The 21,790-nt window shown below is 68.9% G+C and carries 18 protein-coding genes and 1 other RNA gene; 6 read left to right on the forward strand and 13 right to left on the reverse strand.

All coding sequences use genetic code 11. The features are described 5' to 3' along the window. Nucleotides 1–1,109: 1,109 nt before the first annotated feature. Nucleotides 1,110–1,522: RNase P RNA component class A (rnpB, locus tag CV1CTNOD_RS16225), an RNA gene on the reverse strand. Between the two features lie 165 nt (nucleotides 1,523–1,687). Here rnpB and CV1CTNOD_RS16230 point away from each other — a divergent pair. Next, complete coding sequence (locus CV1CTNOD_RS16230; RefSeq protein ID WP_131786901.1) at nucleotides 1,688–2,047, forward strand: lipopolysaccharide assembly protein LapA domain-containing protein; 360 nt, start codon at nucleotides 1,688–1,690, stop codon at nucleotides 2,045–2,047. Between the two features lie 193 nt (nucleotides 2,048–2,240). Here CV1CTNOD_RS16230 and CV1CTNOD_RS16235 read toward each other — a convergent pair whose 3' ends face one another. The 3 genes from CV1CTNOD_RS16235 to CV1CTNOD_RS16245 form a co-directional block, all read right to left on the reverse strand. After that, nucleotides 2,241–3,383 carry a bifunctional RNase H/acid phosphatase gene (locus CV1CTNOD_RS16235; protein ID WP_131786902.1) on the reverse strand — a complete coding sequence of 381 codons (1,143 nt, stop codon included), beginning with the start codon at nucleotides 3,381–3,383 and terminating at the stop codon, nucleotides 2,241–2,243. Between the two features lie 61 nt (nucleotides 3,384–3,444). Further along, on the reverse strand, nucleotides 3,445–4,188 hold the full coding sequence (locus CV1CTNOD_RS16240) for a zinc ribbon domain-containing protein (protein WP_131786903.1): 744 nt from the start codon (nucleotides 4,186–4,188) through the stop codon (nucleotides 3,445–3,447). 7 nt (nucleotides 4,189–4,195) lie between these two features. Next, nucleotides 4,196–5,188 carry a Nif3-like dinuclear metal center hexameric protein gene (locus CV1CTNOD_RS16245; protein WP_131786904.1) on the reverse strand — a complete coding sequence of 331 codons (993 nt, stop codon included), beginning with the start codon at nucleotides 5,186–5,188 and terminating at the stop codon, nucleotides 4,196–4,198. Between the two features lie 217 nt (nucleotides 5,189–5,405). Between CV1CTNOD_RS16245 and CV1CTNOD_RS16250 the strand changes: the two genes are divergently transcribed. The 3 genes from CV1CTNOD_RS16250 (at nucleotide 5,406) to CV1CTNOD_RS16260 (ending at nucleotide 9,627) form a co-directional block, all read left to right on the forward strand. Continuing rightward, entirely contained in the window at nucleotides 5,406–5,735 is a 330-nt protein-coding gene (locus CV1CTNOD_RS16250) for a hypothetical protein (RefSeq protein ID WP_207386492.1), read from the forward strand. 209 nt (nucleotides 5,736–5,944) lie between these two features. After that, nucleotides 5,945–8,062 carry a hypothetical protein gene (locus CV1CTNOD_RS16255; protein ID WP_131786906.1) on the forward strand — a complete coding sequence of 706 codons (2,118 nt, stop codon included), beginning with the start codon at nucleotides 5,945–5,947 and terminating at the stop codon, nucleotides 8,060–8,062. A 554-nt stretch (nucleotides 8,063–8,616) separates the two neighbouring features. Continuing rightward, complete coding sequence (locus tag CV1CTNOD_RS16260; RefSeq protein WP_165485557.1) at nucleotides 8,617–9,627, forward strand: transposase; 1,011 nt, start codon at nucleotides 8,617–8,619, stop codon at nucleotides 9,625–9,627. A gap of 304 nt (nucleotides 9,628–9,931) precedes the next feature. Here the strand turns inward: CV1CTNOD_RS16260 and CV1CTNOD_RS16265 are convergent, their stop codons facing one another. The 7 genes from CV1CTNOD_RS16265 to CV1CTNOD_RS16295 all read right to left on the reverse strand — a co-directional run bounded on the left by CV1CTNOD_RS16265 (nucleotide 9,932) and on the right by CV1CTNOD_RS16295 (nucleotide 16,250). Next, complete coding sequence (locus CV1CTNOD_RS16265) at nucleotides 9,932–10,444, reverse strand: hypothetical protein (RefSeq protein WP_131786908.1); 513 nt, start codon at nucleotides 10,442–10,444, stop codon at nucleotides 9,932–9,934. A 149-nt stretch (nucleotides 10,445–10,593) separates the two neighbouring features. Then, nucleotides 10,594–11,244: a hypothetical protein gene (locus CV1CTNOD_RS16270; RefSeq protein ID WP_131786909.1), complete on the reverse strand. Its 651-nt coding sequence runs from the start codon at nucleotides 11,242–11,244 to the stop codon at nucleotides 10,594–10,596. 82 nt (nucleotides 11,245–11,326) lie between these two features. Then, nucleotides 11,327–12,250 (reverse strand): ABC transporter permease, encoded by a 924-nt coding sequence (locus CV1CTNOD_RS16275; protein WP_347402946.1) that lies wholly within the window; start codon nucleotides 12,248–12,250, stop codon nucleotides 11,327–11,329. 13 nt (nucleotides 12,251–12,263) lie between these two features. Continuing rightward, the gene (locus CV1CTNOD_RS16280; RefSeq protein WP_131786910.1) at nucleotides 12,264–13,226 is read right to left on the reverse strand and encodes an ABC transporter ATP-binding protein; all 963 of its coding nucleotides are present in this window, start codon (nucleotides 13,224–13,226) and stop codon (nucleotides 12,264–12,266) included. 202 nt (nucleotides 13,227–13,428) lie between these two features. Continuing rightward, complete coding sequence (locus CV1CTNOD_RS16285; protein ID WP_131786911.1) at nucleotides 13,429–14,127, reverse strand: glycosyltransferase family 2 protein; 699 nt, start codon at nucleotides 14,125–14,127, stop codon at nucleotides 13,429–13,431. Between the two features lie 11 nt (nucleotides 14,128–14,138). Next, on the reverse strand, nucleotides 14,139–15,581 hold the full coding sequence (locus tag CV1CTNOD_RS16290; protein WP_131786912.1) for an amidohydrolase family protein: 1,443 nt from the start codon (nucleotides 15,579–15,581) through the stop codon (nucleotides 14,139–14,141). A gap of 24 nt (nucleotides 15,582–15,605) precedes the next feature. Beyond that, nucleotides 15,606–16,250: a DUF6308 family protein gene (locus CV1CTNOD_RS16295; protein WP_131786913.1), complete on the reverse strand. Its 645-nt coding sequence runs from the start codon at nucleotides 16,248–16,250 to the stop codon at nucleotides 15,606–15,608. Between the two features lie 379 nt (nucleotides 16,251–16,629). Here CV1CTNOD_RS16295 and thrS point away from each other — a divergent pair, with 379 nt between their 5' ends. Next, nucleotides 16,630–18,606 carry a threonine--tRNA ligase gene (thrS, locus tag CV1CTNOD_RS16300; protein ID WP_131786914.1) on the forward strand — a complete coding sequence of 659 codons (1,977 nt, stop codon included), beginning with the start codon at nucleotides 16,630–16,632 and terminating at the stop codon, nucleotides 18,604–18,606. Nucleotides 18,607–18,657: 51 nt separating this feature from the next. On the opposite strand, the gene CV1CTNOD_RS16305 is transcribed toward thrS, so the two are convergent. Beyond that, nucleotides 18,658–19,695, reverse strand: coding sequence for an NB-ARC domain-containing protein (locus CV1CTNOD_RS16305; RefSeq protein WP_165485558.1), 1,038 nt, complete (start codon nucleotides 19,693–19,695; stop codon nucleotides 18,658–18,660). A 68-nt stretch (nucleotides 19,696–19,763) separates the two neighbouring features. Between CV1CTNOD_RS16305 and CV1CTNOD_RS16310 the strand changes: the two genes are divergently transcribed. Beyond that, nucleotides 19,764–20,120, forward strand: coding sequence for a DUF4277 domain-containing protein (locus CV1CTNOD_RS16310; protein WP_242606754.1), 357 nt, complete (start codon nucleotides 19,764–19,766; stop codon nucleotides 20,118–20,120). 64 nt (nucleotides 20,121–20,184) lie between these two features. Here the strand turns inward: CV1CTNOD_RS16310 and CV1CTNOD_RS16315 are convergent, their stop codons facing one another. Beyond that, a complete protein-coding gene (locus CV1CTNOD_RS16315; protein ID WP_165485559.1) occupies nucleotides 20,185–21,786 on the reverse strand; it encodes a hypothetical protein in 1,602 nt (533 codons plus the stop codon). Nucleotides 21,787–21,790: the final 4 nt, after the last annotated feature.

A 21,790-nucleotide genomic window follows, 5' to 3' on the forward strand; every position in this document is an offset into this window, starting at 1 on the left:
AGCCAAGGAAGGCGAGTTCGACATCTGAGCCAGGCGCCCCGCCAGACCCCGTAGCCCCGTCTCTCAACGGCGAGAGACGGGGCTACGGTCATGTACGCCGCTCGGCGAAGGACCGCCCTGTGCGCGCAGATCTCGCAAGGAGATGTCCATCTCCGAGCTGATGTCGCTTGGGATGGCGCTGGAGGAGCTGGAGAAGGCGAAGGCCAAGGAGAGCCAGGGGCGAGGACTGACCTCCGCCGAACTTCCGCATCAGCTGATGCGGAAGTTGCACCCACCGGGCGCCACGGGGGGAAGGTCTCGGAGCTTGTCGCCCGTGAGCTTGGCATCTCCCCGTACGGCACGCGGATCAACTTGTGCGCGCCGATCCCGCCGGCCGCACTCTACTGATAGCGGCACCTGACACGGTTGCAGGCTGTAACAATCGTGATCTACCGTGGTTCCTGCCGTGGATCTACCGCTCGTGCCCGCGCGCACGTACGCGGGTGGGGGTCTCCTGTTTCCTGCCGCGGCAGGTCCCTCGGTAGATCAGATTTCTGTCACGGTGAGTGACAGTCGACGGAGCGATCAGACTTTCCCACCCCGATCAGTCGGACAGGACGTGGCCGTATCCTGCTGTGGCGCAGATCCGACGTCGAAACGTGGATCGACGACCACAGGCCGGAGCAGTCGGCCAGCAAGGCACTGCTATCAGCGTTCTGGTCTATCGAAGACATCGCTCGTCACCTCGGTATCGACCCCGCGCAGGTTCGAGAACTGATCGCATTCAAGGGATTCCCGCACGCTTCGTTCTCGTACGCGAACACGCGGCTCTGGCTGCCTGCCGATGTCGAACGATGGATCGCCGATCATCGAACCCACAAGGCCGATCATGACAGTCTGTAACGGCTACACGGAGCGCAATACAGCTTCCAAGATTATGATCGGTCTTCGCCCTGGGCCGTCTGTGGGCCGCGACAGTAGTGAGGACTCGCAAGACTCAGCAAGACCACGAAAGATTAAAAGCCCAGGTCAGCATCGCGGCGCCGTCTTCGAGGCGCACCATGGTGCGCGAAGATTCGGTCCCGAATCTTCGCGTCAGAGCCATGATCTGGGTATCGGCGCAGGTGGGGCGGATGAGTCGGCCGGTACGCCGGGTTCTGTGGGCCGGGGGCGCGAAGCGATCCCCGGCTGGCGGTCATCTATCTCGGGCTGCCGTTGCCGACAGCCTCCAGCGGTCCACCCGCAGGCTCGGGCGGGCAGCCCTCGAACGCCTGCGCAGCCCCGGAACCCTGGAGCTCCGGAACCTTTTGACCTTGCTCCGGGTGGGGTTTACCTAGCCGCCCGGGTCACCCCGGGCGCTGGTGCGCTCTTACCGCACCGTTTCACCCTTACCGGCGTCCGAGGACACCGGCGGTCTGTTTTCTGTGGCACTGTCCCGCGGGTCACCCCGGGTGGGTGTTACCCACCACCCCGCCCTGTGGAGCCCGGACGTTCCTCGGCAGCTCCGCGTGAGCGGAACCGACGCGACCGCCTGGCCGACTCATCCGTGACCGTCAGCATATGCCACAGCGGCCACCCCGGCCTGCCCCGGTAACCCGCGGCGGGGATACTGCGTGCCAGGACAGCGCAGCACCGGCTGTCACAGCACACCTGACACAACATCACCTGGAACGCAACACCACCTGGAAGACGAGGGACGGGATCGGCCGTGACAACGCCCGGGGAACCCACCAAGAAGATTGATCACACCCGTCCGCTGCCAGCGCCGCCCGCCGGACCCACCCCACCTGCCGGGCCCGCGCCGGCCGAACGGCGTCGCGGTGTCGGCTACTCCACCTATGCGATCACCGTCCTCGTCCTGCTGCTGGCGATCGCCGTGATCGTGTTCGTCGTGCAGAACGACCAGCGGGTGAACATATGGCTGTTCGGTTCCACCCACAACATGTCGCTCGCGGGCGCGCTCGCCGCGTCGGCGGTGGCCGGCCTGGTGATCGGACTGCTGATCGGGCTGATCACGCAGGTCAAGGTACGCAAGGAGCTGCGCCAGTACCGCCGCGGCAAGCGCTGAGCGCGGCAGACCCTGAGCGCGGCAGATCCTGAGCGCGGCAGATCCTGAGCGCGGCGGATCCTGAGCGCGGCGGATCCGAACGGACGGCCGGGGCCCGCATGGACAGCAACCCGCATGACCGGATCGGGACCCGACGGGACGGGGACGGTAGCCCGCTGCCGGCCCAAGGGCCGGCTCGAGGAGCAGGACTCGGCTACTGCCCCGACTCGACCAGGTGGGCGGCGTGGATGCCGTCGTTGAAGCTGCGGAGCACCGCCGGCCCGTCCGAGTACCAGTCGATCGTGGAGATCGACACCAGGTCGAGGTGAAGCCGGTAGAGGACCGCGGGCGAGGCGTCCAGTGCCAGCAGCGTGAGGGTCTTGATCGGGGTCACGTGCGAGACGATCAGGATCCGTCCACCCGGATGCGCGGCCAGGATGCGGTTCCGGGCGGCGGTGACCCGCCGGATCGTGTCGAGGATGCTCTCCCCGCCGGACGGGGCGACCGACGGGTCGGCGAGCCAGGCGTTCAGCTCGTCCGGGAAACGCTGGCGGACCTCGGCGAAGGTCAGGCTCTCCCAGGTACCGAAGTCGGTCTCGCGCAGGTCGTCGTCGATCAGGTAGTCACGGCCGAGGGCGTCCGCGGTCTGCCGGGCCCGCTTCAGCGGCGAGCAGTACACCGCGTCGAAGGAGACGTCCCGCAGCCGCTGCGCCACGGCGAGCGCCTGCGCCTGGCCGACGTCGGTCAGCGCGGCGTCCACCATGCCGCTGAACCGCTTCTCCACCGACATCGGTGTCTGCCCGTGACGTAGCAGCACGGTTGTCGTGGGTGGTGCGGGCGGAGCCATCCAGCCCGACAGCCGGTGGGTGGTCGGTGCCGTGTGCGGCGCGGGTTCCGGTGACTGGGGTTCTGGTGGTTCCCAGGTACGGCCCTGCGCGGCGGCGTCCATGGCCTCGTTCGCCAGCCGGTCGGCATGGCCGTTGCGCTCCCGCGGGATCCAGCTGTAGCGGACCCGCGGGAACTCCCGCGCGATGCCGGCGGCTTCCGTCGCCAGCGGCCGCATGGCCGGATGCTTGATCTTCCAGCGTCCGCTCATCTGCTCGACGACGAGCTTGGAGTCCATCCGGACGTCGACGTCGGCGCCCGGGTCGATGTCGGCTGCCGCGCGCAGTCCGGCGATCAGACCCTGGTACTCGGCGACGTTGTTGGTGGCCCGGCCGATCGCGCCCGCCCGTTCGGCCAGGACCTCGCCGGTGTCGGCGTCCCGGACGAGCGCTCCGTACCCCGCCGGGCCCGGATTACCCCTTGATCCGCCGTCGGCCTCGACGACCAGGCAGCGTGACGGACGGTCACTCATGGTCGGCTCCTATCCGGTCGCTCGCTCACGGACCCGATCTCGTCCACAGGCCTGATCTCGCTCACAGACCTGATTCCACGGTCCGGACGAGGATGCGCCGGCATTCCTCGCAGCGCACGACAGCGTCCGCGGGAGCCGCCGCGAGGTCGCGCAGGTCGGCACCGGACAGCTCCAGGTGACATCCTTCGCAGCTTCGCCTGACGAGCTTGGCCGCACCCACCCCGGCGGACGAGGCGCGCAGGCGTTCGTACAGGGCCACGAGGTCGGCGGGCAGCGTCGGCGCGATGGCTTCACGTTCGGCGCGGCGTGCCGCCACCTCGCTGTCGATCTCGGTCAGCGCCGCGTCCCGCCCGCCCGCGGATGCCGCCCGCTCGGCCTCGAGGCGCTCCTGATCCGCCGTGATCGCCCCGGCCCGGGCCTCCAGTCCCTCGGCGGCCTCCATGAGCTCGAGCAGTTCGTCCTCAAGCACGCCCTGCCGGCGGGTGAGCGAGGCGATCTCCGCCTGCAGGTTCTCCAGCTCACGGGCGCTGGTGATCTGCCCGGAGTCCAGGCGCTTGCGGTCGCGGGCGGTCCGGGAGCGCACCAGGTCGACTTCGTTGTCCAGTTTCTTCTGCGACCGGTTCAGGTCCCGCAGCTGGGTGGAGACCCGGACCAGGTCGTCGTTGAGCGCGGCCAGCTGTGCGTCCAGCTTGTCGATCTCGGCATGCTCGGGCAGGTTCCGCCGCCGCACGGCGAGCCGGTCAAGGCTGGAGTCGATCGCCTGCATGTCCAACAGACGAAGCTGGGTCGCTGGATCAGCCTTCATGTGCTCCTCACTGTGCTCCGCAGGCGTTGCTCCCGGCAGCATCCGTCACCGCTGGTCCTGCCTCCGCCCGGTCGTCCTGGTCCGCCCGGTCACGATCCGGTTCGCCCGGCCACGACGAGGCCGCGTGCCACCGCCACGGGTCGGTCACCAGGCCGGAGACCGTGGTGTTCACCGTACGGCCTCGACCGGCCAGACCGGCACGCAACCGGGCGGAGGCGCTGTGCAGCCACGGCCATTCACTGGCCCAGTGCGCCACGTCCACGAGCGCCACGTCGTAGGCGGCCACGGCGTCGAGGACGTGGTGATGGCGTCCGTCGGCGGTCACCAGCGCGTCGGCGCCGGCACGCGCGGCAGCGGCGATCAACTCCCCACCGGAACCACCGCAGACCGCGATCCGGCGCACCGGACGGTCCGGGTCGCCGGTGGTACGCACCCCCCCGGCGGTGGCGGGCAGCGCGGCGGCCACCCGCGCGCAGAAGGCACGCAGTGGTTCGGCCTCGGCCAGGTCACCGACGCGGCCCAGACCACCGTTGCCGGGCTGCGGCGAGTCACCCGGCAAGTCACCAGACGGGCCACCAGACAGGCCACCGAGCGGTTCGACGACGCTGAGCCCGAGGGCGTCCGCGAGCGCGTCGCTCACCCCCGGGCAGGCCACGTCGGCATTCGTGTGTGCGCTGAACAGTGCCAGGCCACCGCGGATGGCGGTGGCCACGACCCGCCCGCCCGCGCTCGTCTCGGCAACCCCGTGCACCCCCCGCAGGAACAGCGGATGGTGGGTGACCAGCAGCTGCGCACCACGGTCAACAGCTTCCCGGACGACCTCGACAACGGGGTCGACGGCGAACAGAACATGCTGAACCGGCATGTTCGGATCACCGACGGCAAGCCCCACCGCGTCCCACGACTGCGCCCAGGACGGGGGATAACAACGTTCCAGCTCGGTGACACACTCGGCCACGCTGGGTCGTCTCGGGTGGACGGTGGCCGATGCGGACGGCATCCCAGAACAGCCGGCCAGGTCCGAACGCACGGGAGGATGCGATGCCGTCACCGCCCGGACACTACCCAACCGTGATCGGCGCGACTCCTCCGGCAGGTCCGTCGTGAGGCAGCGGACAACCGCGAACCGCTGCGCCGTACCGTGACCCGTGCGGAAGATGGATCCAAACCGCACATGCATGCTTATCCAGGCACACTCGGTCGAAGGAGGCGCAATCATGGCACGTGCGCCTGCGGAGGCAGCCAGAGCCAACCAAGGACGGGATTCCAACATGGCGGATGTGTCCGTGAAGTTCACGATTGCCGGTGACGCCGAGGTCGTGCTGAACCTTCCGACCACACAGGCCGTACGACTGGTCGAAATGATCATGCATAACGTCGCAGAGGCCCTGGCGGCGCAGGCTCGCGGCGGCCAGCCAGGCCAGCAGGGACCTCAGACCGGACCAGGCCAGCATCTCCAGCCCAGCGTTCAGGGGAACGTGAGCTGGGGTGACACGCAGCACCGGGGCGAGCCGCCGCCATCGGCCCCGCCTCGCCGCCCCCTGTGACCGCATCCGACCGCGCCCGGCATCCCCTAGGCCCGGCCCCGGACCCGAGGACCTCGGATCCGGGGCCGGGCCTGTTCCGGCTCTGAACCCAATGGCCGGATGCGACAGCGGGTCAGATGTCCACGCACTTTTCCCAAACGCGACACAACCCTAGATCAACCAGGTACAACTCCGCACAGTTCATCCAACAGAAGGGACACGGATCATCCATGGCGGGGGACATACCAGCCGGCGAACAGATCATCGTGAGGAATGTGTACGCACAGGCGAACACGGCACGCGACGACAACTCCGACCCGGTCGAACAGCCGTCGCCGATCAACGAGTCCACACGGGTGCTCCACTGCTACGGCCGGGTCAGCATCGTCAGCCCCACCATCGCGGCCCCCTCCCCCGGGCCGGACGCCTCCGGCGCCACGGCCATCGATGCGGGCCATCTCGACGGGATCGAGCGTCTGGGCCTGGCAGCCTTCAGGTTACGCGCCAGCACCGACTACCAGCGGGCCAAGCAGGACCGGGCCAGGTCCGACGAGGTCTGGGACTGGGATCGGCCATGCACCGACGTCCCACCGCCTCGAGGCTCCTCCGGCGGCGCCCCGAGTACCGGCGCCGGCTCCCCGCGGCAGGCGCACTCGCCCACCGGCCCGCACTCCCCCACCGGCCTGGGCGCGAGCACGCTGCCCGTGCTCACCGCCGCCCCGGCCGACGCACAGATCGGCCAGCCGGCTGGCGGGGGTGGCACCGGCAGACCCACCAGCGGCTTCATGGAGGGCAGCATCGCGATCGGCGTGATCATCGTGGAAGGGCCAACAGCCGACCTGCAGTTCACCGCCGCGGAACGCACCAAGAGCGTCGCCGAGATCCAGAACGGCCTTTCCTGGTACGCCACCACCAATCCGGCCGCAGACCTCACCTTCAGTTACGACATCAAGGTCGTCCGGATCACCACCGCCCCGGACCCGGCCGCGGCCGATCTGGAAGCGCGCTGGCGGGATCCCGCGATGAGCCAACTCGGCTACCAGCCGAACTTCGACGGGGTCTACGACTACGTCGACGACCTGCGCGACATCCACGTCACGCAGTGGTCCTACTGCGCGTTCGTCACCAAGTACCCACTGTCGTACTTCGCCTACAGTTCCATCGGCGGACCTCGGCTCGTCCTGTCCTACGACAACGACGGGTGGGGTCCTGACAACCTCGACCGGGTCTTCGCCCACGAGACGGGCCACATCTTCGGCTGTCCCGACGAGTACGCCGCCAGCGGATGCAGCTGCGGCGGGGCATGGGGCCGGTTCGCGACGCCCAACGGCAACTGCGACGGCTGCGCGCCGGACAGCGTCACCTGCCTGATGCGGTCAAACAGCTTCGAGCTGTGCCGGTACACGCCGAGCCACATCGGCTGGGGTCGCGGTGTGGGCGGCAATCCGGTCCTGGTACAGAGCAACTTCGGCCGCGCCGGCAACTTCGAGATGGTGGTGCCGTCAGCGTTCGCCGGGATAACGCACCTGTGGCGAGACAACGACGCCGCCGGTTTCCCCTGGCGGGAACCGACACAGGTGGCACAGGCCAGCGGGCGGATCGACGCACTCACAATGATCCAGAGCCAGTTGTCGACGTCGGGAGCCCTGGAGGTGATCGCCCGAATCGGGGAATCACTGGTGTTCCTCTGGCGCGACGGTGGGCCGACCCTACGCTGGCAGTCCTCCATCCACATAACCGACGGTGTCGCCGGGACGCCGTCGCTGATCCACAGCCGGCTTGGTCTGCGCGGCACGTTCGAGGTGCTCGTGCCCGCCGCCGACGTCGGCCTGTTGTCCCTCTCGCGCAACAACGACGTCGCCGGTTTCCCCTGGAGCCAGCCTGTTCTCGTGGCAGCGAACCTCGGCCATGTCGACGCGGTCACCCTCATCCAGGGGAACCTGGGTGCCGCCAACTTGGAAGCCGTCGCGCTGGCCGGTGGCCGGCTGGCCCACCTTTACCGTGCCCAGGACGGCCTGTGGCGGACCTCGACGGTGTTCGCCGAAGGCGTGACCGGAAATCCGGTGCTGGTCCAGAGCGGGTTCGGCCGGGTCGGCAACTTCGAGGTGGTCGCGCCGTCGGCCACCGGCGGCCTGGTCCACCTGTGGCGGAACAACGACGCGTCCGGCTTTCCCTGGAGCGGCCCGACCGCGTTCGCCACCGAACTCGGGCACGTCGACGCGGTCACCATGATCCAGAGTTCGTTAGGCCGGCATCTGGAGGTTGTCGCCAGAGTCGGCGACCGGCTGTACGCGATGGCACGAACGTCAGACACATTCCAGTGGCTGCCACCCGGAAAGATCTTCTAGCTTCCTCGAGGGCTGCCGGCAGCGCAATCATATTCTTTCGCGCTGCCAGCGGCCGTCAATATTGGGCTCTGAGGAGTGAATTACAGGTAACTCAGAGACGATCTTCAGTCAATAAGAACAGTGTCGCCGCAGAGGTATGGTGTAGCTCTGACTTCAGAAACGACATAGAAGACATCAGGTGCTTTGGTGCCCGGCGAACGGATCGCTCGTGGCGTCGGCGGCGTCCGTCCGAAGAAACTGACGCCCGTCTTAATATTTTCGTGTCGATAGAAGATTCTACCGTGTCGAGCCTTGGCAGTGCGCAGGCGTCGGCGCCGGGGGACCAGCATCAGCGAACCCTGTCGGATCCTGCACGGTTGGCGTGACGCGTACCCCGGCAGAGTAATGACCCCACGGATACCTACTGTGCGCGACCCGGAACACGCATGTGGGGGGTGGGGAGAATGGCTGCCGTCAGATGGCGTAAATGTCCGGATAAGCGACTAGACTCGTACACATGTTCGAATCCGAGCTGGCCGTCCCCGGCCACGGCCACGGCCCAGCTCCACCTGGCCGTGACCGCGGTCGACCGGCTGCCGGCCGCCCTGGACGCCCTGGGCGCCGGTGCCATCGACCTCGGCCGCGACCACGGCACCGACATCTCCGTCGAGATCGGTGTGTTCATCTCTGCCGCCACCCTGGCCGGGGTGACCGACACCCCCGGCGAACTCGCCGGCTACGGGCCGATCCCCGCCGCCACCGCCCGCGAGCTGGCCAAGGAGGCGACCTGGCGGCGAATCCTGACCGACCCCACCACCGGCGCGCCGGTGGATATCGGCCGCCGGTTCCCCGCACCGGGGCTGGCCCGGCTACTCCGGACCCGGGAACGGACCTGTCGATTTCCCGGCTGCCAGAAACCCGCCCGCTTCTGCGACCTGGACCATGTGCAGCCCTATGCCAACGGCGGGAAGACCACGGAGGGGAATCTGCTGACGCTCTGCCGGCGGCATCATCGGGCCAAGCATAACGGCGGGTGGACGGTGAGGCGGGCCGCGGGCGCGGTGGTGACCTGGACCGCTCCGACCCGCCAAGTATACCTCTGCACCGACCCCTGCTCCCGGCGGCGCACGATCCCGAAAGGGCAGCTGGCCCTCGCGCTCGGCGGCCAGTTGGACCATGTGTGGGCGGTCAGCTTCATCGTCACCAACATTCCCGCCGACGACGGGCCGGGGATCGTCACGGTCGAGGCCTGGTTCCGGGGCCGCGCCGACATCGAAACCCGCATCAAGGAAGCGAAACTCGGCGCCGGCCTGCGCCATCTCCCGTCCGCCGAACCGGCGGTCAACGCGGTGTGGATGGGGGCGGCGCTACTCGCCGGGCTGTTATCGGTCATGCTGCAGTCCCTGGCCGGCATCGACGGCGACCTGGGCCGCGCCCACGCCGACCGGCTCCGCCACGAACTGCTCCGTGTCCCCGCCCGGATCCTTCGACACGCCCGCGGCGTCACCCTCCGTCTGCCACCCGGCCTCCACGAGCTGCTCCCCGCTGTCCTGACCCGGCTGAACGCCTTACCCGCCGGCCCTTGACCGGACGCACCGCACTACCAGCACCACCCGTCGTCACACCAGCCCACCCGGCCCCACCCACTCAGCGAAAGGACACCCAACGGGGCCCGCCGACCCGAAGCGACATCCGGGCCTCTCCCATGCCGCGAACCCGAAACACCGCCGGCAGACACTCACAAAGAAGATCCCGACCGGGCAGAAGAAGATCCGATACGTTAATGGCCGATCTAGGTCAGAGGGCATCTATTTGGCAATTTCTAGTATTCGCGAGCGATCATATTCTTTCGTGCTGTCGGCGCTCTCGGGTCATTCGGAAGCCTCCCGGTCATGCGGAATCCGGGTCATGCGGAGGACCCGGGGGCAGCCGGCCGGTACCGGTGGCGTCCCAGGGCAGTCCCTCCGCCGAACGCTGCTTGCCGGCCAGGCGCGCGAGCCACCCGTCCACGAAGAGGTTCTCGCTCGCGGTGAGGGTCTCCCGTAGACCCGCCGGAACGGCCTCGGAGAACACCCCGAGGACGCCGGGAAGCCGGGCCAGCGCGTCCACCCGGCCCCTCGGCGCGGCGACCAGGGCCAGACGTGGCGGCAGGAGTACCGTCACCTGCGCGATCTCCCGCAAGGCGGTGAGGATGGTCTGGTACCGGTTGTTTCCGTCGGGTCCCCCCTCGGCTGCGGGACCGCCCGCGCCACCAGGACCAGGGCCGTCGATGTCGTCGGCGTCCGGCTGCGGCCCGGCTGCCTGCGGTGCGATGACGACCAGCAACTCCGGTGTGGGTTCGACCACAGCCCTGCCCTCCTGACCCGAGCCGAGCCGAGCCGACACGGCATCATCGTCGTCCACGACAACCGGACACAATCCCACCGGGCGAGTCCGGTGACCACCGTAGGCCACTGTCGGCTGCCCGGGCCGGCGTGAACCGGCGCGGGCGGGCACACGCCAGCGGTCGCGGCACTGTTCGCGACTATGCGCTGGCGGCCATGCGCTGGCGGCTATTCACGACGCGGCATCAGGAACAGCGACAGCCAGTTCAGCACCGAGAGCACGAACAGCGACGCAGCGGGCAGGACGAGCAGGAAGCCGGGTGAGCGCAACCGGAACTCGACGAGCTGGACGACAAGGCTGCCGGTGCCCTCGGGTAGCTGCGAGACGGCCCGTGCCGACCGCAGCACATGCCCGATCCAGCTCGCCAGCAGGGATCCGCCGATCCCGCCCAGGGCGAGCCCGGCGGGGACCGGCCAGCCGCCGTCGCGGCCTCGCCAGAAACCGAGGACGCCACCGGCGAGACCGCCGACAGCGCAGATCATGGCGAAGTACACGTCGACACCGGCCTGGGCATCGAAGGCGACCTCACTGCCGGCCAGCACAGCCCGGACGTTCAGGCCCGGGGCGGTCGCCGCCCACAACAGTCCGAGGGGCAGGCCGGCGGCGGCCATGGCAACCGCACACACCAGGCCGGCGAGGAGTTCGGCTCTGCCGACGACCCAGAAGCGGCGCTCGGGCTCCTCGAACGCCGGCCAGTCATCCGCAACACCGTCGAGCCGGTCACACTGGTCCGGCCGGGGCGCGCCGGGCTGGCGTGTACCGGAGAAGTCCCGCATCCCCGCACTGTGCGCGCCGCCAACGGTGCTGTCACCGCTCATGCGGCTCTCAGGCCAGGCCGTGTCCGGTGGATACCGGCCATCTGGACGCCGGTCCGCGCGATCGACGATCCACCGGAACGCCCTAATGCCGCGTATTACCGGCATGCCGCAGTGCGACGCTGGCCGCCAGTAGCGTGACAAGCGCCACCAGCGCGCACACCAGCAGGTCGAGGGCGACCACAACCCAGTCGACGGACGGCCGGAAGGCGGCGGCCAGCACGTCCACCGCATACGTGCTGGGTACCAGGTCACGCAGCACGTCGATTCCGACGGGCAGCCGGTCCGCCGGAATGATCCCGAGGAACAGCACGACGCTCATGCCGACCTGACCGGCGACTGTCGCAAGTTCCTCGCGGGGGGCGAGCAGCCCGATAGCCGCGCCGATCCCGGCAAGAGACGCGCCGGCCATGACGGCTACCGGCAGCAGCATCCACAGGCCCGACAGCGGCAGGCCGTACAGCAGCGAACCCACCACGGCCGTGACGACCATCCCCGGCACCGCGAACGACGCATAGGACGCGGCCGTGCCGAGTACCACGGCGCTTCCCGGGACAGGCAGGGTCAGGTAGTAGTCCAGCGCCCCGGCAGCGCGCAGCGCCCCGAAGCGCTGCGCGAGAAGATTCAGGGCGACGAAGGCCACCACCAGCACGGTCGAACCCGCTACCACCTGCTCGCTGGTTGTCTCGTTGCCGGCGTCGACCACCCCACGTAGCAGCAACATGATCCCGAGCGACTGGAACGCGGCGACGAACAGCAGGGGCACCCGCGCCACCCGGGCGCGGGAGAGCTGACCGACGTAGACCGCGCCGAGGGCGGCTCCGAAAGGGGTACTCGGCGGCAGCGACACGGGCGTGTCGACCACCGCCGCGGCGCGGGGAAAGCTGTCGCCGGGCTGCCGCAGGGCGGTCCGGTCGACGGTCTCGACGATCTCGGCGGTCCGGCCGTCGACCTTGACAGCCTGGTCGGCGATCTGCCCGGCCGCGTCGTAGGCTGCGGGGGCGGTCACGGGGTAACCGTGGTCATGTGCGCTCCAGAGTGCGGGATGCTCCGCCAAGGGCGAGATAGACGTCCTCAAGGGACGGCGTGGCCAGGGTGAAGTCGTCGAGGGCCGCGAAGGCGGGGCCGGTGGTAAGCCGTGCGAGCACGTCGCGGGCGTCGGCGGCGTCCATGCGCGTGGTCCAGCGGCGGCCGCTGATCTCGGCCTGCCGGGCGAGGAAGGCGATCGTCGGGTCGTGGGCGGGTGGTTCGCAACGCCAGACGAGATCCAAGCGGACGTCGTTGCTCACCGACGCCTTGAGCCGTCCGGGGGTGTCACAGGCGATCACCCGACCGGCGTCGAGGACCGCGACCCGGTCAAGCACCGTCTCCGCCTCCAGGACGTTGTGGGTGACCAGCACCACGGTGACGCCCGCGGCGGCCCGGCGACGTTCGAGCGCCGACCACACCGCGCGCCGGGCTGCGGAGTCCAGGCCGGTGGTCGGCTCGTCCAGGACGAGTACCTCACGGTCGCCGACCAGGGTGCAGGCGACCGAGGCAAGCCTGCGCTGACCACCGGAGAGCTGCCGCATCGGCCGGGTCACGATCGGCGTGAGGCCGAGTTCGTCGACGACGGCGTCACGGGCCGCCCGCGCCGCGCCTCGGCCGAGGCCACGCAGCCGCGCGGTGGTCTCCACCGCGCGCCCCACCGGCAGGTCGGCCAGGGCCATGTCCTGCTGGCCGAGATAGGCCGCCAGCCGCGGCGGGATGTCCGGCCGGGCGACAACGTCCCACCCGAACATCTCGATGGAACCGGCGTCCGGCCGTATCAGCCCCATCAGCTGGCGCACCAGCGTGGTCTTACCGGCGCCGTTCGGCCCGAGGACGCCGAAGACCTCGCCACGTTCGATGTCGAGGTCGAGGTCGGATGTGGCAAGGACGGCATGCTCACCGACGCCGTGCCGGCGGGTGAGCCCACGCACGGCGTAGCTCAGCACGCGGCCCATTGTCGCAGCCCGCGGACGCGGAGTCGGCCTGAGGGCAGGTGAGGGACGCCTCCCACCGGCCGAAGGCCACGCGATCATGGTTTTTTCGCGGGGCCGGAGGCCTTGTAAGGCCTGCCCGGCCGAAGGTCACGCGATCAGGTTTCTCGCGCGGCTGGAGGCGTTCGATTAGAGAGCCGGCCGGTATTACCTGGGTCACTGCACCTCAGCGACCGGACGGGCGACGGCGGGCCCGGACCGAGCCGAGTATCCACAACGCCTCGACCCCGTCCCGCCAGGTCAGTTTCTTGCCCTGCGCCCGGGTGCGGGCCTTGTAACTGATCGGGACCTCGAACGGCCGGATACCGCGGGCGAGCAGCTTCGCGGTCACCTCGGCCTCCATCCCGAAGCCGGCGGAGCGGACGTCCAACTCGCGGTACAGGCTGACCGGCAGCAGCTTGAAGCAGGTCTCCAGATCGCTGATGTAACTGTTGAAAAGAACGTTCGCGGCCAGTGTCACCAGCTTGTTACCCACCACATACCAGAACGAGAACGCGGTGTTGCCGCTGAACGTCCGCGAGCCGAAGACGACTTCCGCCTCGCCGGCGAGCACCGGTTCCAGCAGCGCCGGGATCTCCTCGGGCGCATATTCCAGATCGGCGTCGCAGATGACGAGGTAGTCACCACTAGCAAGATCGCTCGCGGTTCGCACAGCGGCACCCTTGCCCTGGTTCACCGGCTGGTGCACGACGACCACCCGGGGGTCGTCGAGGGCGTCGAGGATGGACCGGGTTCCGTCCGTACTGCCGTCGTTGACCACCACGAGCTCGATCTCGGACCGGTAGCTGACGTCGAGTACCCGTTTGACCGCGGACGCAAGTGTGGCTTCTTCGTTGAAGACCGGCATCAGGATGGAAAGCTTCATATCTGTACACATTACGAGGTGATCACGCGCTGGCCGTTGACGACCACCGTCGGATGTCGCCAGGCGGCGGGCTCGACGAGGGGATCCATGGGAAGCCCGACAACGGCGGCGTGCGCACCCACCTCGATACGCCCGGACGGCCGGCGGCCGTCGAGCCCGGCCGTCCGGGCGGCTGCGGACGTCGCGGCACGCAACGCACCCAGGCGCCCGAGCCCGGCGTAGGCGAGCCGGTCGAGCTCCCGGGGGTCGACCCCGGGCGGCCGGCTGCCCGTGCCCCCCGCGTCGGTGCCGTAGACCAGGGCGACCCCGGCCCGGTGGAGCAGCGCCGCGTTACGCCCGGGAGCCGGACCGAGCCCGGCGTGGGACTGCAGCGTCGAGATCACCGGCACGCCCGCGGCAGCGATCCGGTCGACGGTCCGCGGTGGCAGGGGTTCCACCGGGACATGGGCGAGTTCGTCCACCCCCGCCCGCAGCGCCATCTCCACAGCGGCAACGCTCAGCGCATGTGCTGTCACCGGAAGACCTGCGGCGTGGGCGGCCTCGACCATGACCGCGAGCTCGGCCTGGCGCAGTGGCAGCCAGTCGGAACGGCCTCCGCGCCCGCCGGTATCCGCCGCTGTCGCGGCGTCCCCGACATATACCTTGATCAGATCGACGCCGTCCGCGACGAGACCGGCGACGAGACCGCGGGCCGCGGCGGGGCTTTCGACGGCAACCACCGCATCGTCGCGATGGACGTTCCAGCTTTGCGCCCTTCGGCCCAGCCCGTGACGACCCAGCCCGTGACGGCCCAGCTCATGAAGACTCAACGCGTAGCCGCTCAACGCATGATGGTTCAACCCGTGGCGGCCCAGCGCATGGCGGCTCGTTGCGATCCGACCAGCCGCGCCGCGACGGCCGGCCGCGCTCACACCACGGGGCAGGACCTCCGGCCGGTGAGCGACAATGTCGCAGGCGGGACCGTCGGGCTCCCCGGACAGGCCCGGCCGTGGCTTGCGCTCCGGCGCGCCCACCACCCGAGGGCCCGTGCCAGCAACCATGATCGGTGCGGCGAACCGCCAGTGGACGAGCCTTTCGATCGGCGAACCGAGGTCACGCACGGCGACAAGGCCGGCGCGGAGCTCATCGTATCCGGGCGTGGCGGTGGCCGGCAGATGCACGTGGGCGTCGATGACACCCGGCCCGATCCAGACACAGTCGATCACGCGCAGGCCGTCCGGCAGCGCCACCTGGTCGCGGGGCCCGACAGCGGCCACCCGGCCGTCCACGCCGACCACCACGACACCGTCGAAGGAGCTGTCGGCGATGCCGTTCCAGATCCGGCCACGCAGGCCCACCCCCCGCCCGAGCTCGTAGTGGGTCGGCGCCCGTCCCACCGCCAGTCCGCGTGCCGCCCGCAGCGGCACCACGGCCAGTACGGACAGGCACCCCGATGGCGCGTTGCCGCGTCTCACCGTGCCCTCGGCGGCAGGCAGCGATCAGACCGCACTGCTCATCCACACCACGATGTCGAGGATGCGCAGCGGTGTCAGCGGCGGTCCGTTCTCGGGGACGAGTGCGGACAGCCGGTGGAACTCGTCGGCGTTCTCCTTGAGGTCGTACTGCATGGCACGGACCAACAGCTGCATGTACTCACGCCAGGACCGTCCGTCACGCGGGGATGGCGGGATGCAGCGCTCGTGCTGGTAGAAGATCCTGACCTTGGAGTCGAACAGCGGCACCAACGCGGGTCTCTTGCGGTGCAGCACCTTTGCGATCAACGACCCCTTGACGTCGCGGTCGGAGACGTCCGGATCGTCCAGGGGGTCGTACAGGGCCGCAACAAGATCAAGAGTGATCTCGTCGGCCTCGATCAGCTCGATACCGGGCGGGAGCTTGTCGAGTGCGCGCTGCAGCAACGGCGTCAGCGCCGTCAACGTGTGCATCCGGTCGACGTCCACCTGGACACCGAGCAGGCAGGGAGCGAGTAGATCGCCCGTGCACAGCAGGTCGGGGTCACCATTGGTGGCAAGTCCGTCGTAGTACGGGTAGGCATAACGCAGGCCGCGCTTACGTGGCCCGAGGTACTCCTCAAGCAGGCTCTCCGCGTCGAAGACCTCCCGGGTGCCCATCGCCAGCTTCACCGCAGGGGCTCCTCACAGTCGTCTCGAAGTCTCACAGTCGTCTCGAAGCCGTCGTCGACGGTCACGCCATCTCATCACGTGACGACGGACAGCGGCGATCACCGGCTGTGACGACTTCCACATCGCCCAGCCCCATCGCCCACACCCATCCTCCTCCGTGACCACCACGATCTGGAAGCGACCCACCCATACGGGCCGTCAGGAAATCCGTTCGTTACCGTAAGGACCACACCCCCGGCAGCCCGACCACTGGTGTCCGCGCCCCGGCCGCCGGGAAATCCGTTCGTTACCGTTAAGGGCCGGCGGGTAGCATCGGGCACTCACCGAGCCCCATGCCCATCTCCCCGAACCTTGTGCCCATCTCCGTAGGAGCCGACCCGTGCCAACCGTCCAGATCGTCCTGCCTGGTAACGCTCACTCAGGTGGGCGAGCAGTGACGACGGGGACGACCGCGGCGGAACTGTTCGACGCGAACCGGTCGGTCATCGCAGCCCGGGTGGACGGCACTCTACGCGATCTTGCATACGAGTTGCATGACGGCGACAGCGTCGAACCCGTCACCATCGACAGCGCGGACGGGCTCGCGATCGTCCGCCACTCCGCCGCGCACGTGCTCGCCCAAGCGGTGCAGACGCTGTTCCCCGAGGCGCACCTGGGCATCGGCCCGCCCATCACCGACGGCTTCTACTACGACTTCGGCGTCGACCGCCCGTTCACCCCGGAGGACCTCGAGGCGCTGGAGAAGGAGATGCGCCGGATCATCCGGGACGGGCAGCGCTTCTCCCGCCGGGTCGTCACCGACGACCAGGCACGCTCGGAGCTCGCCCACGAACCGTTCAAACTCGAGCTGATCGGCCTCAAGGGCGCGGCCGGAGTCGACGCCGAGGCCGGTGTCGAGGTCGGCGCGGGCGAGCTGACGATCTACGACAACCTGGACGCGAAAAGCGGCGAGACCTGCTGGAAGGATCTGTGCCGCGGCCCGCATGTGCCCTCCACCCGGCACATCCCCGCCTTCAAGCTGATGCGCACCGCCGCCGCCTACTGGCGTGGCAGCGAAAAGAACCCGCAGCTCCAGCGCGTCTACGGGACGGCGTGGGGCTCGAAAGAGGCGCTGAAGAACCACCTGACGATGCTCGCCGAGGCCGAGAAGCGCGACCACCGCCGGCTTGGCGTCGAACTCGACCTGTTCTCGGTCCCCGAGGAGATCGGATCCGGCCTCGCCGTCTTCCACCCCCGGGGCGGCGTGGTCCGCAAGGTGCTGGAGGACTATTCGCGGCGCCGGCACGAGGAAGCCGGCTATTCCTTCGTGTACACCCCGCACGCGACCAAGGGACAGCTCTTCGAGATCTCGGGCCACCTGGACTGGTATGCCGACGCCATGTACCCGCCCATGGAGCTCGACGAGGGGCAGAAGTACTACCTGAAGCCCATGAACTGCCCCATGCACAACCTGATCTACCGGGCCCGGGGGCGGTCGTACCGCGAGCTGCCGCTGCGCCTGTTCGAATTCGGCACGGTCTACCGGTACGAGAAGTCCGGAGTGGTGCACGGGCTGACCCGCGCCCGCGGTTTCACCCAGGACGACGCGCATATCTACTGCACCCTCGAGCAGATGCCCGGCGAGCTCGACAGCCTGCTCACGTTCGTCCTCGACCTGCTGCGCGACTACGGCCTGAGCGACTTCTACCTGGAGCTGTCCACCAAGGACCCGCAGAAGTCCGTCGGCACCGACGACGAATGGGCCGAGGCGACCGAGACGCTGCGCCAGGCCGCGTCCAAGCAGGGGCTCGACCTCGTTCTCGACCCGGGCGGCGCCGCCTTCTACGGCCCGAAGATATCCGTCCAGGCCAAGGACGCAATCGGCCGGACCTGGCAGATGTCGACGATCCAGGTCGACTTCCAGCTACCGCAGCTGTTCGATCTGGAATACCAGGCCGCGGACGGCACCCGCAAGCGTCCGGTGATGATCCACCGCGCGTTGTTCGGCTCGATCGAACGGTTCTTCGCGGTGCTGCTCGAGCACTATGCCGGTGCCTTCCCCCCCTGGCTGGCGCCGGTGCAGGTGGTCGGTATCCCGATCACCGACGAGCACGTGCCGTACCTGCGGGACGTCGCCGAGCGCCTGCGCGCCCGAGGCGTCCGCGTCGACGTGGACGCCTCCGACGACCGGATGCAGAAGAAGATCCGGACGGCGCAGAAGCAGAAGGTGCCGTTCATGCTCCTTGCCGGGGACGCGGACGTGACCGCGGGCGCGGTCTCCTTCCGTTACCGCAACGGCGAGCAGCGCAACGGGATCCCCGTCACCGACGCGATCAACGAGATTGTCACCGCCATCGACAACCGTATTCAGGTCTGACCGGACGGCCTGCGTCGATCGCGCCCCGCACGATCGACGCAGCCTGTGCGGTCAGTAACTGCCGACGCTGGCTTCCGCCTCCCAGTTTTTCCACGCGGTGTTCCACCGTTCGGCAGCACCTGCCTGTCGTTCAGCCGCACCTGCCTGCACCGGGACGTCCACGGCCAGACGGGCGGTGCAGTCGCGTCCGAGTGCGGTGATCCGGAGGATCTCCTGGCTGTCCTCTTCGATCTCTGCCTGGTCGCGCGCGTAGATCCTGACCAGCTCGTGCAATCGGAACCACATACCACCGGCCGGTTCGGTGTCGGCGATGTCGAGCATCTGTGCGTCGATCAGGCGGTCGACGGTCCCTTCGGCGGTGTGCCTGTCGGTCTCCAGCAACTGTTCGGCGACCCGGCTTGAGAAAACCGAGAGGCCGAGCAGACCCAGCCGACGCAACAGCCGCCGCGCCTGTGGGTCGATCCGCTGGTAGGACAGGTCGAAGCTGCCCCGGACATCGAGGGCACCGTGGCGGAGTTCGGCTATCCGGCGTCGCTCGTCGACCAGCCTGGACACCAGGCCGGATATCTTCCAGTGGGGATGCGCCACCAGCTTCGCCCCGGCGACGCGAACGGCCAGGGGCAGGTAGCCGCACAGTCGCACCAGCTCACGGCCGGCAAGAGGGTCGGCCGACACGCGGTCGTCGCCGACGATCCGGGCCAGCATCCGGATTGCGCTGCCGAAGTCGAGCACCTTGAGATGCAGGCGGGTGCAGGGAAGCGCTGCCAGCCGCGCCCGGCTGGTGATCAGTACCCCACAGCTGCCCGAGCCCGGCAGCAGCGGCTCGATCTGGCTCTCGTCAGCGGCACCGTCCAGCATCACCAGGACCCGCCGGTCGGCCAGCAGGCTGCGATACAACTCCGCGCGCGCATCAAGACCAAGAGGAATCTCACTTTCCGCGACACCCAGGGCGCGCAGAAACCGGGCGAGCGCATCATCGGGATCGACCGGGCTGTGCTGTTGACCATGCAGGTTCACATAGAGCTGACCGTCGTCGAAGTGCCGGCGCAACCTGTGCGCGGCATGGACCGCTAGTCTTGTCTTCCGCACGTGCGTGCGATGATCCAGTTACTTGATCCTTTGATTGATCCCTGTTTTTCTCGACGCTCTGTGTAGTGATGGGCCTGGAACGGTTCGGGGCTGTGTCGGTCGCCGTGGACTACGGGCCGCCGAGCGTCGACAAGGCGCTCGGCGCGCTGCCGGTCCTGCGCGACTATCTGACCCGCCTCGGCCTGGCCGCTACGATCGACCGGCTTTGTCCGATGCGGGCGAGCCCTGGTTGGGTCAGCCACGGCCAGGTCATCGCCGCGCTGGTCGCCAACCGGCTGACCTCGCCGACCCCGCTGCTGCACGTCGAGACCTGGGCACGGGACTGGGCCGTCGAGGAGATCTTCGACATCCCGCCGGACGCGCTCAACGACGACCGGGTCGCGGCACAACCTGGTGCCAGCTGCCCAGCAACGGCTCAGCAGTAGCCCAGTAACGGCTCAGTAGCTCGGCGGCTCACAACAGCTCAGCGGCTCACAACAGCTCAGCGGCTCAGCGGCTCAGCAGAACGCTGCTCGGATCGGACGCGGTGAGCGTGGCCGTGCCCGACCAGGTCAGGGACCCGGACGCGGGCAACGCGTCGGCATCCAGCATGATCGCCCGCTCGACACCGGTGACCGTCACCGTCGAACCCGGGTCGATCACGCTCGCCGGGGCCCGCAGCACCTCAAGCGTGGCGATGTCGTCGAGCCGCGTGCCCGCGGGCAGTTCCACGGCGGTGGCAACCAAGCCGTCCCGTTGCAGGGACCAGCCGGGGATCATGTGGTCGGACCGGTAGAGGACGTCCGGGGCGCCCGCGAGCCGGACCCCGACCGTGGCACCGACCCAGGCAAGGCCCGTGTCAACCGAAGCGACCGGGACGGACGTGGTCTTACGGATCACGACGTACAGGTAGTTCCGCGGGTCGGACAGCGCCGGCGTGTACGCGGACGCCACCGGCTCGATCTTTTCCTCACGCCGCACCTCGGCCGCGGACACCTGATAGGTCCACCCGACGGTGTCCATCATCTGCTCACGTGCCTCGCCCGCGGCGAGCTCGTGATCGACGGCGAGGACGAACCGCATGCCGGGGTCGGTGATCACGTCGCACACCATGTTGTTGCTCGTGCACGTCTGCAGCACGGGGTGACCGTCTTCGTAGCGGCCGGCGAACGGTAGTGCCGTGTGGCTGGGAGCCTGGTAGACCGCCGACCCCGGCACCACGGATCCGGCCGCGTCGAGCTCGACCCGGTACACCCACTCGATGTCGGTCTGGCGTCCCCACCGTGCCTGTAGAGATGCGGGGTCGGCGCCGGTGCCACCGTCCTCGTTGCTGAACATGACGCTGTACTCCAGCAGCGTGTGGCCTCGCCGGCCCGCTACCGGGGCCTGCGTGTGCCAGGCGAACAGCGGCGTGTCGGTGTGGTTGTTCTGGAAGGGGCCTCCGAACTCCGGCAGTGACCGTCCGTAGAGGATCGGGGCGTACGCGAGCGGATCCGGTTCGCCGGAGGCCCTGGGCGCCACGACCGATACCGACAGATCACGCAGCACCACCGCGTGCGCGCCGGATGCGGACGCCCGCTCGTCCAGCGCGATCGTGAGAGTGTGGGCGCCGGCAGAGACATGTCCAAGCTGGACGCGGCTCGCGATCGGATGCTCGAAGGGCACGACGACGTCGGTGGCCGGCTTACCGTCCACCGTGATCGCGAACACCGCGGACTCCGCGCCCCGGACCGCCCAGTCGGCTCCCGGCGCCTGGGCGGTGACCTCCGCCACGCCCTCCCCGCCATTCTGTGACCGGACGGTCAGCGTGTACGGGGAGCTCCCGCGTCCCAACGTGATCGGTGTCCCCGGGCTGGTATCGGAGCCGGCATCGACGACATAACCAACATGGGCGACATCGCCGGCGCCGGCAATACCGGCAACAGCGGTGGCATCGGCGCTGTCAGGGCCGGCACCGGCGGCACCGGCGGCATGGGCATGGGCTGCTCTATCCGAGCCACCGGACCCACCAGCTCCGTCGCGCGCCGGCGGATGAGCGAGCGACACGGCGACGATGAGCAGCGCAAGGACAGCGCGTGCCCGCCACGTCCGCACAGCTGTTACAGCCGTCACAGAG

This window comes from Protofrankia symbiont of Coriaria ruscifolia (assembly GCF_900634745.1).
GTDB classification, from domain to species: domain Bacteria; phylum Actinomycetota; class Actinomycetes; order Frankiales; family Frankiaceae; genus Protofrankia; species Protofrankia californiensis.

Excerpts from the sequence above, each read along its gene's own strand:
- CV1CTNOD_RS16250 (WP_207386492.1), top strand. The coding sequence starts at position 5,406 with ATGGCACGTGCGCCTGCGGAGGCAGCCAGAGCCAACCAAGGACGGGAT.
- CV1CTNOD_RS16255 (WP_131786906.1), top strand. The coding sequence starts at position 5,945 with ATGGCGGGGGACATACCAGCCGGCGAACAGATCATCGTGAGGAATGTG.
- CV1CTNOD_RS16240 (WP_131786903.1), bottom strand. The coding sequence starts at position 4,188 with ATGAAGGCTGATCCAGCGACCCAGCTTCGTCTGTTGGACATGCAGGCG.
- CV1CTNOD_RS16270 (WP_131786909.1), bottom strand. The coding sequence starts at position 11,244 with ATGAGCGGTGACAGCACCGTTGGCGGCGCGCACAGTGCGGGGATGCGG.
- CV1CTNOD_RS16280 (WP_131786910.1), bottom strand. The coding sequence starts at position 13,226 with ATGGGCCGCGTGCTGAGCTACGCCGTGCGTGGGCTCACCCGCCGGCAC.
- CV1CTNOD_RS16235 (WP_131786902.1), bottom strand. The coding sequence starts at position 3,383 with ATGAGTGACCGTCCGTCACGCTGCCTGGTCGTCGAGGCCGACGGCGGA.
- CV1CTNOD_RS16285 (WP_131786911.1), bottom strand. The coding sequence starts at position 14,127 with ATGAAGCTTTCCATCCTGATGCCGGTCTTCAACGAAGAAGCCACACTT.
- CV1CTNOD_RS16310 (WP_242606754.1), top strand. The coding sequence starts at position 19,764 with ATGGGCCTGGAACGGTTCGGGGCTGTGTCGGTCGCCGTGGACTACGGG.
- CV1CTNOD_RS16245 (WP_131786904.1), bottom strand. The coding sequence starts at position 5,188 with ATGCCGTCCGCATCGGCCACCGTCCACCCGAGACGACCCAGCGTGGCC.